We start from the raw sequence: 13,663 nt of genomic DNA, 5'->3' as shown, positions 1-13,663 counted from the left end.
GTCCTGGTCGCTCAATCAGGTGACCAGCCATCCGTTCCTGCGTGCGGGTGCCGAAAACTTCATCCGTGCTGGTCAAGCGGCGTTCTCGTATTCGTGTAGGACTCCGCCGAGTCGATCGTGTCGGTGGACGTTCAGGCGTGCCAGCGCGGCGGGATCGGTGATCGGTTCGGGCAGCGGACGCAGAGGCCGGGAGTTCGCGATGCCCCGATGAGGCCGATGCTGGTTGTGGTGGCGTTCGTACTCGCGGAGAGCGTGTAACAGGTGCGTCTGGTTCCAGATCAGTGTTCGGTCGGGCAGTTCATGACGGCAGGCGTGGATCCACCGTTCCATGATCGAGTTCATGCGGGGCGTTCGGACGCCGCTGCGCACGACCGTGTTGTCGGCGTCGGCGAGGATCGCGTCGAACAGGGTCGGGTACTTGCCGTCCCGATCCCGGATCAGGTATTTCACCGCGCGTCCGGCGTCCTCGAGGTCCATCACCAGGTTCCGGGCCGCCTGGGCAACCCAGCCGGCGGTCGGATGAGCGGTGGCGCCGAGGATGCGTACTCGGCGGGTGGCGTGTTCGGTGACCGCAAGGACGTACAGCCTGGCGCCGGCCAACGTTGACGTCTCGAAGAAGTCGGCGGCGATGATGGCCTGCGCCTGCGAACGCAGGAATGTCGCCCAGGTGGTGCTGGTCGGCTGGGGTGCCGGGTCGATACCGGCCTGTTGGAGGATCTCCCAGACGGTGGAGGCCGCGACCTTCACCCCGGGACGAGGAGTTCGCCGTGGATGCGGCGGTACCCCCGGGTGCTGTTCTTGCGGGCCAGGCGCAGCACCAGCCGGCTGATCGACCGGACAGTGGGTGGCCGTCCGGCCTGCCGGGGCCGGGAGAGTCTGGCGTGCCGGCGGGCTAGCAGGTCCCGGTGCCAGCGCGGCACCGTGTCCGGGCGGACCAGCAGCCGCAGGTGGCGCAGCGTGTCGCGGGGTAGCCGGTGCAGCAGGGCGGCGAGCCATGCCCGGTCAGGTGGGTGAACCGGACCTTCTCGCCGTTCAGTTGCCGTTCGAGGATTATGACTTGGTGTCGCAGCGCCAGGATCTCGGCATGCTTGTCCCGGTCGCTCGTTGGCAGCAGCCGTAGCAACGCGAGAGCGTTGGTCACACCGAGGTAGGCCAGTCGAAACAGCACAGCCGGTCATCCTCGCGCAGCACGCAACGTAGATCATCGCCGCATCCGCGACGAGAGCCCTCGGCGCTACGCCAGCGTCCTGATCTCAGTCATCAAGAGGGCTGTGACCAGGACGGACGAGGTTTCCGGCACCCGCAACGTTCTGCCAGCGCACCGAACTGTCCCAGCCCCAGAAGGCCCTGTTCGCCAGGCTGAAGTCACCGAACCGCCCCGCGTCATCGATGCGACATCCGCACCCGCCTGACCAGCATGGACACCACGGCCTAGTGACACGCCACGTCGCCGGGCCTACCCGTGTTTTCCCAGCTCAATCCCCAGATTCGCGGGCTACACCGAAGTGAAGCTGCGGAACGCAGGCGCGTGTTGGGGCGCCAAAAGCCGAACCAACAACCCATCGACATTGAGCTATGTAAGCATCGAAGCGCCCTTAGCTCCAGCAGCGACGCACCCCGCAGCGATCAAGCAACCAAGATCACCAACAGCATCCAGTTCCTGTGACAGAACCTACATCCCTGCTCGACCTCTGCGGTATCGCTCGCCGGCGTTCCATCCAATACCCTAGTTTCCCGATGGGGATTCGGGGTTATGGAGCGGGACGCGGTGTGCATCCAAAGGAGAGTGGCCATGTCCGGTCAGGCCCAGCTCGCGCAGATTTCGCGCCGCGTGTTTCTCGTCGGCGCGGGTGCGGGTGCCGTCGGTGCGCTGTCTGATGCCGGTAGGGCGAGCGCCGGCCCGCCATCCGTCGACACTGTTCTGGAGTGGTGCGACACCATGGCGGCCACAATCGGCGTCATCGTCGGCCGGCTCCAGGTGAGCGCCAGCGCATCTGGGCGATCGGCTGGATCGCCAGCTGGCGCGGGGCATCAGCCATGTCAAACGGTCGGGCTGCCGGCGTGGCACTGGCCAGGGCGGTCCACGACTCACTCCGAGTCTGCGTCCCCGATCATGCCGCCGCTCTCGACAGCGCAGTGGCCGAAACGCTCGCCTGGCTCGGGGACTCGCATGAAACCCGCGCCGCCGTACGCACTGTCCAGGACACGGCTCACGCGGACCTGGCGCTGTTCCAGGATCACACCGGTGCCGCGCCCGACCGCCGCGACCAGGAACACCGGGCCGGTGGCGATGCGAGCGCGCACAGCGCCTCGCCGTCCACGGCCGCGCCGGGCAGCGGCCCTGGACCTGATCGACAAGATCGACGACAGCGCTGGGGCGGATCCGTTCGGTGTACCTGGGCACACGTGGACGCGAACTTCGCCGCGCACTTCCCGTTGGCCCGATCGGCCGACGTTGCCGGCTAACGCCGCCCTGGACCGGCTCACCGACGGCCTGGGCGCCAGTTGGCCTTCGAGCACCACGTGGACGTGGCGGCGGATGCCGCGTCGACCCAGTTCGCCGCGCACGCCGAGACCCGCCTGATACCGAACGGCTCGCCGCCGGCTTTCGGCGCGAGTGGGTCGCCGGATTCCGCGACGGCTTTCGGCCAGATGGTCGGGGGCTGGGTGGCGGTCAGCGCGGCTGACTGATCCGCACTGGGTGCCCTGATTCGGGGCAGGGAAGGAGCGCGCGTTGGCCGCCGCCATTCCGACCGTTGGGCTCAGTGAGAGCCAGCTGGAGCTTTTGGAAGGATTCACCGGGCTCAAGTTGTCCCGGGCGGAGTTGCCGCTGTTGTGGCAGGACATCGGTACGGCCGAAGTGCTGGAGCATCGGGTGCGTACGGTGCTTGGTCCGTTGCTGGAGCAGACGATCAAGGCGGTCGGGGAGGCGGGGGAGGGCGAGGTCTTCGACCGGTTCGTGGCCCAGACCGTTCCGTTCGTGAAGAAGATGGCCGAGACGGCCGACCTGCTGCTCGCCGTGATCGAGGCGGAGAAGAATTTCTTCCTCGAGACGGAGAAGGGCAAGCGTCTGGCGATCGCCATGTTCAGCTTCATGCAGGCCGAGTTTGCCGTCGCCTTCGCGATGTGGTTCTGGAATCCGGTGGGGGCGGCGGCACACGTCGCCCAGACACGGTCCATCATCCAGGCGATCCTGCGTTCGGCGTTGGTCCGCTCGGCGGCGAGCGGCACGGCTATGCAGATGTTGTTCATGCCGGGTTCTGCGCTGCTGGCCGAGGTGTCGATGATGACCGATGGTCTGCAGTCCGGGGTGAACTGGTCGGCGGTCGGTAAGCAGGCGGCGTACGCGGGGGCGGTGGCGTTCCTCAGCACGGTGGCGGGGCCGGCGTTGGGTAAGGTCGCCGGCGCTGTCGCCGGCGCTGTCAGCAAGCTGGGCGTGTCGGACGCCACCAAGATTCTGTTGACCGATCTGCTGACGCGGCCCGTGCTGGAGACCGGCATGGAGGGGCTCTTCGGTGGGCTTTCCAGCCTGATGGTCGACGGGTACTACGACTTCGACAATCTCGGTGCGGACCTTCTCTCCGGGGCGCTGTCGGGGGCGGGGGGATCGGCCGCGAGCGCGCTCGGGTTCCTCTTGAGTCGCGCCGTGATGCAGCCCCGGGTGCAGGTGCCTCGTATCGACTTCACGCCGGACGGAAGGCCGGTCATGCCGGTGGCGTCGACACCGGTTGGTGGGGACACGTCCACGGGCTACCAGACCGGGGTCGATGATCCGACGGCTGTGGCTGCCGGCACGCAGGCCCTGCCGCCCACGCCGCCGCCCACCCCGCCGCCGCTGCCGGCAATGGACCGGCCCACGCCGAAGCTGAACCTGCCCACGCCGAACGACCCGTCGGTGCCGTCGTGGTCGGTGTCGAACCTGTCGATGCCGGCTGCGCCGGCGCCGCAGTGGGTCGTGGCAGCTGGTGTGCCGGTGGTCGAGCAGTGGCATCGGTTCCAGCAGGAACTGGCAGACCACTACGGTGGGCTGCTGGCCGGGACCGGGCAGGCACGGCAGTTCCTGGCCGCGCTTGCCGTGCCGGTCGAGCAGGTGTTCACCGAGTGGGCCGAGGCCCGGCAGAACGACCCGGCCGTCCCCGGTTTCCTGTCTCAGGTCGGTCTGCCCGCCACCGCCCTCACCAGCCAGTTCCCGCTCGGTGTCCGGGACCAGGCGGTCGCCCGGATCACCGAAACGCTCGCGGGGACGGTCCCGGCGGGCGGGCAGGTCCCGGCGGTACGTCCGGAGCAGGTTGTCGCCGCGCTGCGGGCGGAGTTCGACCGGCAGGCGTTGCGCGCGATCGCGGACCTGGCCGCCGAACACCACATCGACCAGTTCGTCGCCGGCCTACCGACGGCCGCCAGCACGTCGACAGGCCCCGGCACGCCGACAGGCCCCGGCACGTCGTCGGCCGCTGGCACGTCGTCGGCCGCTGGCACGCCGTCGGCCGCTGGCACGCCGACAGGCGCCGGCGTGCCGGCAGGCGCTGGGGCGGCGGTGCCGTCCGCCGCCGCGATCGAGGTGGTCAAGAGCGACGTGCGGGCCCACGTGGCCCGGAGCCTCGCCCCGATCCTCGGCGCCACCCCACTACCCACCGCACCACCCACCGCACCACTCACCACGCTGGCCGCCGCGGCGGCCAGTCCCGGCGCCGCGCAGGTCAACGCCGTGGTGAACGTGGTCCGGCAGGTGGTCACCGACCTGCCCGCCCGTTTCACGGCCGCGACCATTCCCGACACCACCGCACCGCACACCACCGCGTCCCCGGCGGACATCCCGGCACACCGGCGTACCGACGCGCCGCCGGTGCCGGTGACTCCCGAGCAGCACACCGCAGCCGCGAACAGCCTGGCAGTAAAGCAGTTCACCGCCATGGCCGACCAGTACGACGTCAAGCCGGCCAACCACCCCTTCGCCGAATCGTTCCGACGGGACTGGGTCAACGGATACCACCAGGTGCTCGCGCAGGCCGCCGGCAGCGCCGCGCCCGCCACCCCCAACACGCCGGCTGTGCCCGGCACGCCCAGCGTGCCCAGCACGCCGGCTGTGCCCGGCACGCCCAGCACGCCGGGCACTTCGGGTACGGCCAGCACGCCGGGCACGTCGGGCACGCCGGATGCGGCCGGCGCCCGCAGTACGGTGCCGGGTGGCGCTGCCCCCCGCACCGACGGCACGCCGAACCACGACCACACCAGCGACAGGACGTCGGTCAGTGCCATGTCCGTCGCCGGCGACGACGTGTTCAGCCGCGATGGCAGGCCCATCGACACCTTCACGGTCAGTGAGCTTTCCTCACTGGACGAGCCGATCAGTCGCGACCCGGCCAAGCCCGACAGCGGGGACAGGGATCCGTTCAGTGACGTGTCCTCGTCGGACGACTCGGCCGGTGGTGACGCGGCCAGGCGCGATTTCTGGGACACGAACTCGTTCGGTGACGCCTCTTCCCGGGACGGGTTGATCAGTCGCGACCCGGCCAAACGCGATTTCGGGGACAGGGATCCGTTCAGTGACATGTCCTCGTTGGACGACTCGACCGGTGGCGACCCGGTCGGACGCGCCGAGCCGGCCAGCACGGCAACGCAACCGGCAGTCCCGGCGACCGGGCCGGCCGCCGCGGCGGCCGAGTCCGCGCAGCGGGTCGCCGACTGGATCGATCAGACACAGGCGGGCCCCGGCAACAGCCACGACCCGTGGTGGTGGTGCGTCCAGGCCACCCTCGACGCCTTCAGAACCCAATACAAACGGCTCGGCAACCGGGCAGTATCCGACGACCGGATCCTCGGACCCGACGGCCGACTCGCACCCACCACCAGCTGGGAACAACTCCTGGACATCCTCGACGCGACACCCGAACGCGTCGCCCACCCCGACGGAGTCACACCACAGGACGTACTCGCCGCGCTCAAGGCGGCACCAGGATCGATGGTCGTGGTCAGGATCGCGCCACCGAACGAGGAACAACACGTCTTCGCCCTCCACAGCGACCCACGACCACCCGGACCACCGACCATCAGGGTGCGCGACGGCCTGGTGCCCGGCGCCGAGGACCGACCCGAACCACCCGACCCGACCCGGGACCCGTGGCTGCGACACCTGTTCGCATCAAGCACCCGACTCGCCGCGTTCGACAGCACCGGACGACCCACCACCATCACCAACCTCCTACCCGACCACACCACCGCACACCCCCAGCCGATCACCACGACCGGCACCGACCCCAGCGCGCTTCTGCTCGCCTCCACCAGCACACCCCGCGGTCCGTCCCAGGCGATGCAGGCGGTCACCACCTCCCCCGGCCCGGCCGACTCTCCCAGACAGCCATCTGAACCAGCGGAAAATGACGAACCGGCTGGTACTGGCCTGGCGTCTATTGATCAGGCGTTCCAGAACGTAGTGGACCCTGATCCGGATCGAGTTGATCTGGATACGGCGACGCTCGACAAGGACTGGGAGCCGCCGGGGGGCACCGAACAGGTCGAGTCGGATCTGCTGGCGGAGGCCAATCGGGTACGGGCGGGCGAGGACGCGCGGCGGCAGGAAGACAAGCAGCAGCGCGCCGACCCGCACTCGGCCGACGATGAACACGAGCGGGTCGAAACGGAGCGGCGGGACGCCGAAAACGCGGAGCGGCGGGCGGAGACGTGGCGTCAGGCCGAGCTGAGGGACGCGGTCGACGCGGCGGCCGGTACGGCGGATCGGACGCGGTTGGAGCAGACCGTGACACGGCACCAGGAGCAGCCCGACCGTGCCACGAACGCGGCGCCCGATGCGGGTACGGCCTGGGAGCGTGCGGTCGGGGAGAGGGATCAAGCCGACGCCACTCGGGCCGTAGCCAAGGGGAATGCCAGGGAACCCGAGCCGGCAAGGCCGCGGTCCTTCGCCGACGGAGCCATCGGTGAGTTGAGTGTCTCGGCGGTGCAGCAACTGAGGCCGCAGGAGGTGACGGACACTGTCACGCAGTTGATGCATCTGGTGGGGGTCACCGAGGGCGTCACGGTACGAGATGACCTTGGTGTGATCGCGACCTCTGCGGAGGAGGTGCCGGGTATGAGCGGCGCCAGCCTCGCGGCGGACGCGAGCGCCCTCGGACGGACCCACGTTGCGACCGACCCGAGTGGCAAGGAGGAGACCGGCGACAAGACAACCGGCGCCTTCCCGTTTGGCGGGGAGTCCGAACGCGAGTCCGCACTGGAGGTGGACGGCAAGGTCCTGAACCACACGGTGCTGAACCACAAAGAAGACCCGCAGGAGCAGACCGGCCAGCAGACTCAGGCAGTGGCCTCCGGTGGTGCGCTCACGGAGCACCACCGGGGGGCCGACGATCTGGTGCGACAGGAGGTGGAGTCACAACTGACCGCTGCGCGGCAGATCGAACCGCAGCCTGTCGTTTCGCAGATCAACGAATCTGCGCAGGTACCAGGACCCGACCCTGCGCACGGCGGCATGACGGAGGCGGTACGGCAATACGGGTCACAGCTGGATGGGATGCAGGGACTCGAGCACGTCATGCCTGTGCCGGAGAGCGTTGTCGAGTGGCTGCGCGAGCAGGTGAAGGCGGCGGCGGGCGCTCGGGGAACGCAAGCCGCCTTCGGCACGCAGCTCGATCGGCGGCTTACCGCAAGGTACCTGTTTGCGGAGTGGCCACGGGTGCGTAGCGAATCGGGACTACCGCTGTCGATACCCGCCGATGGCGGGCAGACCCCTTGGCTGCGGGTGGTGCTGGGCGACGCGGCGGCCGCGGACCCCGGAATCGAGCAACTGCGCGACGGCCCGCCGGTCGCATTCCAGCGCTGGGCGTTCGGCGGATGGGAGGTGGCTGAGACCGCGACCGCCTCCGATCTTCGATCCATGAATCTCCCGTTCTCGTATTCGCACAAATGGCCGGTCGAGAACCTCGGTAAGTTGGGGCGGGCGGTGCTGACGGTGCAGCCCACCGTCACGTACAACCAGATGTCGACCTCGGCCAGGGTCACTGGCGGGGTGCAGGCGCTGACGATCCTGCGCAGTCGCGAGCGTTCCTGGCCGTACATGTATCAGATGCGTTGGCAAATGCGCGTGGGTGACGACGTGAGCCGCCCGTGGATCGACCTCACCCCGCCAGCCGAGCGGCTGACGGTGTGGTTCCCGAAGCATGTCGTGGAGATCCCGCCCGAGAACACGGAGCAGCCCCGGCCGGCGCGGCTGGACACATTACGCAACGACGTGCCCTTGTTCGGGGTGCAGTCGGTGCCGAACGCCGACCAGATCCTCAGCGATGTCATGGCGTCGTTCCGGCCGCAGCTCACGTCGCTGTCGAAAGAGTCGAGAGACGACCTGCAGGAGTTCTTCGGCGAATACAGCCTACGCGGCGATATTCCGTTGATGTGGGTGGGAATCCAGCCATCGCCGTTGTTGTTCGCAGAAGACGGTTCGGTAATCGGCTACCTGCGGGTGCGTGCGGACTTGTACGAGCGGGGTGTTGCCGGTCCGGCGACGCAGAATGCCGTGCTGGAGTCGCACGTGCTGCGAATCCTGCGCGTCGAGGGTTCCGCCAAGGTCACCAACGCGGTCGGCGTTGATGGTTCCGTGAGCTTTGGCATGTCACGTGCGCCCGCCGATCCTGTCACGGGGGTCGAGCCGACCGGCGGAACTGTCCGGGGGCAACTCGGTGCGCGGCATCAGGTATCGCACACACTGGGATCAGGCGGTGGCGCACGCACCTCGCACTCGTTGCGGACGAGTAAGCCGCTGATCCCGCTGGCCGCCGACGTCATTTTCGATGTGGAACTCGTCCGGGCGGATGGTGCTGTGGTCCGCCCCGAACCGTCGTCCCCCTTGGGGTGGTCTGGCGCGCCGTACCTGGTGATTCTGCGCGTGCCGCCGGCGGACACCGTCACGAAGCCGACCACGCCGCGTTACCTGCCGCTTGAGATCGCGCAGCTGCGTTCGCTCGGCGTCTCCACCACGCCGCTGCGGGTCACGGGTGCCGAGCCGCTGTTCGCATCGGCCGAGACTTGGCTGAGGGAGCGGGGCTTCCTGCCGCCGGACGGCGATCCGTCGCTGGCGGACAGACTGACTGACGAGGCGACCCGGATCCAGCGGTTGGAAAACGTTCGCAAGCTTGATTTGGCACGCTCCGGTATGGGGCTGCGCGGCGCCGCGGACGAGATGATCGAGGGCGGTTATCCGATCGTGTTCGAACTGCCGGTCCGCGGTGAAATCCAGCGGGTCGAAGTACGCCTGTCCGCCGATCGCCGCTTCGCCGACGAGCCCGAGGGAGGAGTCAGCCACAATCTGTTACTGCCCGACATTCAGACGTTGAATTGGACCGGTTCGACTCTTCCCGCCAGCGAAAAGCGCGCCCGGTCTCCGTTCGGCTGGAGCGCAGGCATTGCTGGTTCGTACTCCAACCCACTTGATCTGGGCGATCAGAGCAGGCCGTTGCAGAGTATTTCCAGCGGAGTCAACCGGTCCTCTCGCCCTGCCACGATCACGGAAACCAGCATCGGCTTCGGGCAGGAACTGTACGCGCTCAGCCCAAGCGCCGACGGGTCGCACACCTTCATGGTGCCGGTGGCGCTACGGATGGAGATATCGTGGAGCTACGGCCCCGTGCCCGAGCCGAGCATCGTCGACGGGATGTTCGCGTTGGCGGTGCCCACCTACCGCACTCTTGCCCAGTCGGTGGAGATCAGTCCGTACCAGATGCCCGCACCTCGTGAGGTCACCCATCAGGATCGAGCCAGCCTGAACCAACCGGACGGTGATGCGGTCTACCAGAACGGAGTGCTTCGGCTGCCGGAGTCGGCGCTTGTGGACCGGGTGGAGGGCAGCCGATCGATCCGCGCGGTGGTCAGCGACCTCATCGGGGCCGTACGCCGCGCCGCCGCTGCCGCGGAACGGTCCGCCGCTTCGAGCAATGTCATGCCCGGCACCTTCCCGGTAGACGATGCGGCTGTGCCGCCGCAGGTCGCGGGTGACATAGAGATGCAGATGCAGGCTGCGGAGTCGCCGCCGGACTCTGCGGAGACCAACTCGGCTCAAGCGCGCGTGCTCCATGGGGAGGCGCGGGAGGGTCGGACGCCAGCCATGCCTGGCGCTTTCCCTCCTGACGAGGCAACCGGGCCGGTCCAGGTGCGGGGGAACGAGCCGGTCGCCGACGACCAGACGGTCGCGCCCTCGGGCGGTGCAGGTCGTACGGCGTCGTGGTTCGGCGGGCTGGTGGTGGGTGGCTGGACGTGGGCGAAGCGGCGGGCGATCGGGGAGTCGTTGAGCCGACCTGAGAGCATGGGCCAGGAGGTGGCGCACGCCGCGGTGTCGCCCCACCATTTGGCGGCCAACGCCCTGCAGGTCTTCGACAACCAGTACGTGTCCGAGAACATCGGCGAGCACGGCATGGTGTGGGGCACCGATGTGTCGGTAACGGTTGAGGGCTACCTCACCGATGTGGAGCCCCTGCCACCGCCAGGAACCATGGACATGGAAAGCTGGCTGCAGTCCTTTGACGGGTCGTCGCAGACGGCAGAGAGCAGCGTCTTGTACGAAGTGCCGACGGCAGTAACCGGCACCTACGGCAGCGACACGCAATTCGTACCCTCAGGGACGTACACCTACGGCACCCGCGAGGACGCCCACACGACGTTCAGCGACAACACGATGGCGTTCAGGGTGACGACCGAGAACGATGTCTCGATGTTTCGCTTCAAGGCCAAGGCGATCTACATCGTCACCGTCACGAAAGGCAGCCGCAACGTGGTGGCCGGGACCCTTTCCGGCAGCCCGTTCTTCGAGAAGCAGCTCGCGGTGGAACTGCCCGATGCCGTGGAGTTCCTCCTCACCGAGAACGACCTGTTCAACTATCCGGAGTTGCGGCAAATCCCGGGGGTCCCGCAAGCCGACCCCGAGAGGCCTGCCGAACCCGCCGACCGGATGCTTCCCCACTGGTTCGTTCGCAGTGGCGGGGAGCTTGGCTTCGGCGTGGCCACCGCGGTGATACCCCGGGGTTCGCGTTCGCTATTCCGCGAAGGCATCCGTGCCTTGGTCGAGGCGCAGGCGCCGGGGGTGACCCGTCCCGGCCATTCGGCCTACCTGCCTGGCATCTTGTCGCGGATCGCCGACCACAGCTCCCCGCTCGCTCTGCGCACACTCATCAACGCTGGTCCCAAAGGCCGCGCATCCTTCCACTTCGTGCACCGGTCGTGGCTCGGGCCGCGACTGGTGGAGGTGGAGATCACCGCCCAGCCCGCACAGAGTGCCGCCCAGCTCGCGGGGCTGCGCGGCCGGAAAACCTCGACCACCGCAGGCCTGGACGTTATCCTGGCCCATTCGTCCGGTGAAGGCGGATCCCTGCAGATCGCAGGCGCGAGCAGACAGAGCGCCACCCGCGCCACCGGCAACAAGGTAGCCTTCTCGCCGCTGGTCAAACGGGGAGAACAGCAGTCGCAATCGCCTCTCGCGATTGCGACACAGCACAGCCGTACGAACGCCGCATCGTCGCTACGGGAGTACCGCACCTGGCAGCGGACCCTCTCCACCACCCAGTTCGACCGCATCCCCTACACGCTCGGCGTGACCGCACGATCGATGCCGTTGAGCGACGCACTCATCGTCGCCGCGGGTAGGGCCGCGATCAACGGGCTCCTCGCCGTGGGTCGGCTTGTCCGGCTGGCCTGGCAGGACCTGCCGAGGGTGAGCGCGACCAGCGAGTCGTACCTTGCCGTCCCAGCCCTGGTCACGTTGCGTTTCAGCGAGGCAGAGACGCCTCGGGATCCAATCGTCGAACAGGAGCGCGTCGAGCCGGCGATGTTCACGTCCGACCCGACACTTGTCGTACCCCCGCCCACCGACACGGTCGCCGTCGACATGGAGGTCCCGGCGGAAATTCGTGCGCTGGTGGCCGGTGCGCCCTGGCGGCCGAGCCGAGCGTTTTCTGTGTATGACTTCGATGCCGTGGCGCAACTCGCCGAAGCGATCCGGACCGTCGACCCCTCCCTTGCCGGCGACGATCAGTTGCACAATTCCGTTTCTGCGGAGGGGATCTTCCTCCGCCTGGCCCAGCTTGCCCGCTCAGGCAAGGTCACCATGCTGGAACCGGCTGCAGTGGGTCGGCTGCTGGGCCGCGCCGGCACACCGGGTACGTCGCTCCAGTTCGCGCTGTACACGCCAGGATCCACGAGCACCAGTCGGAACGTGGCCATCGACAGCGTCTACGCCAACACCGACACCTTCGCCACGATCGTCAACTCGTCAGTAATCCCGACGTTCGGCTTCAGCCACACCGCCCCGTTCACTCATGACGGCAACAACTACGGCGGACCGATGGTGCCGATCGCCGGGGTTGAGGCGGCTCAGGATCAGAGCGCGGGCGGCTTTGGGCAGCGGCGCGAGATCATCCGGTTCGGTACCCCCATCGAATCGGCTGACGGTAACGGCACACCGGGATACCAGCTCACCGCGGTCGCCGTGATCCGGGTCGGCGGTCCCAAGGGAACCCGTTGGGTCGTCGGCAACATCGAGATACGCACCACGGAGGCCCCTGCGGCGATGATGGCGTGGGCTGCGGTGGCACCGACACCGGGGATCTCATCCAGTCGGGCCACCGCCGGAGCGTAAGGGGCGATCAGCTCGGTGATCCGGGCTTCGACCGCGGTGATGTCGGCGTTGAGCGTGTCGATGTGGGTGAGCATGTGGGCCAGCAGGAACGCGTGATGGTCGCTGAAGCGGCCGACGAATGCCTCTTCCAGGTCACGTAGCTTGGTGCGCATGCGGGTGCGGGCCAACTGCGCCAGGGTGCGCGGGTCACGCTGCCCGGCGGCCAGGGCGTCGAGCATCGCCCGGCCGGAGACGCCGAAGATGTCGCTGGCGACCACCGACAGTTTGATCTGGGCGTCTTCGAGGAGCTTTTCCACCCGGTTCTTCTCCCGTCCCCGCTCACCGATCAGGTCGACCCGGTAGCGGGTCAGGTCCCGAAGCTCACGGATGGGCGCGGGAGGAACGAAACTCGGGCGGATCATGCCTCGTTCAGCGACCTTGCACAGCCATACCGCATCGAGCTTGTCGGTCTTGGGCCGGCCGGGCAGGTGCTTGACGTCTCTGGCGTTGACCAGCCACACCTCGAAGTCCGCCGCCTCCAGCAGGTAGTACGGCGGCTTCCAGTAGTCCGACGTTGCCTCCATGACGACCCGGGTCACACCGAGGTCGGCAAGCCAGTCACCCAGACCGGTCAGCGACCGGGTCATCGTGGAGAAGGTACGTACCTCCTGCACTCGCCGTGTTGAGCCAGCCGGGCTGGGCAGCCGCACGCACCACACGACCTCGGCCTTGCCGATGTCCAGCGCCGCAATCCGCTCCACCACTTGCGCATCGTCTGCTGCCTCCTGCATTTGTGCCTCCTCCCGCATCGAACCGCGCTACCAGGGGCGGCCGCTCGCAGGAGTCGCAGGGACGGGGAACGAAGCTAATCCGCGTGTTCGAAGCAACAGTGAAGGGCCCAACAGCGCGACTCCCAGCGCCCGACTAGACGCAACGCCGCTCGGTTAAGGTCCGGCGGGTGTTTCGCAATGGTTTGTGATGATGTCGATCGCGATGGTGGCTTTGTAGCTATGCCGGTCTACGTTGGGTCCGCGGGCTTGGTACTTGGAGTTTGAG

5 protein-coding genes are annotated in these 13,663 nt (G+C 68.0%); 2 read left to right on the top strand and 3 right to left on the bottom strand.

All coding sequences use genetic code 11. The features are described from left to right. Nucleotides 1-72: 72 nt before the first annotated feature. The 3 genes from ABGB16_RS27575 to ABGB16_RS27565 form a co-directional block, all read right to left on the bottom strand. Nucleotides 73-747: an integrase gene (locus ABGB16_RS27575; RefSeq protein ID WP_347671006.1), complete on the bottom strand. Its 675-nt coding sequence runs from the start codon at nt 745-747 to the stop codon at nt 73-75. A gap of 145 nt (nt 748-892) precedes the next feature. Continuing rightward, on the bottom strand, nt 893-1,168 hold the full coding sequence (locus ABGB16_RS27570) for a hypothetical protein (protein ID WP_347671005.1): 276 nt from the start codon (nt 1,166-1,168) through the stop codon (nt 893-895). Nucleotides 1,169-2,088: 920 nt separating this feature from the next. Beyond that, nucleotides 2,089-2,304 carry a hypothetical protein gene (locus ABGB16_RS27565; RefSeq protein ID WP_347671004.1) on the bottom strand — a complete coding sequence of 72 codons (216 nt, stop codon included), beginning with the start codon at nt 2,302-2,304 and terminating at the stop codon, nt 2,089-2,091. Between the two features lie 201 nt (nt 2,305-2,505). Here ABGB16_RS27565 and ABGB16_RS27560 point away from each other — a divergent pair, with 201 nt between their 5' ends. Further along, nucleotides 2,506-2,691, top strand: a complete 186-nt coding sequence (locus tag ABGB16_RS27560) for a hypothetical protein (RefSeq protein ID WP_347671003.1) — start codon at nt 2,506-2,508, stop codon at nt 2,689-2,691. 43 nt (nt 2,692-2,734) lie between these two features. Next, a complete protein-coding gene (locus tag ABGB16_RS27555) occupies nt 2,735-12,628 on the top strand; it encodes a hypothetical protein (protein WP_347671002.1) in 9,894 nt (3,297 codons plus the stop codon). Nucleotides 12,629-13,663: the final 1,035 nt, after the last annotated feature.

This window comes from Micromonospora sp. B11E3 (assembly GCF_039871625.1).
GTDB lineage: Bacteria > Actinomycetota > Actinomycetes > Mycobacteriales > Micromonosporaceae > Micromonospora.
The sequence above is the reverse complement of the archived record's forward strand: the minus strand, read 5'-3'. Positions and strand labels throughout refer to the sequence as shown.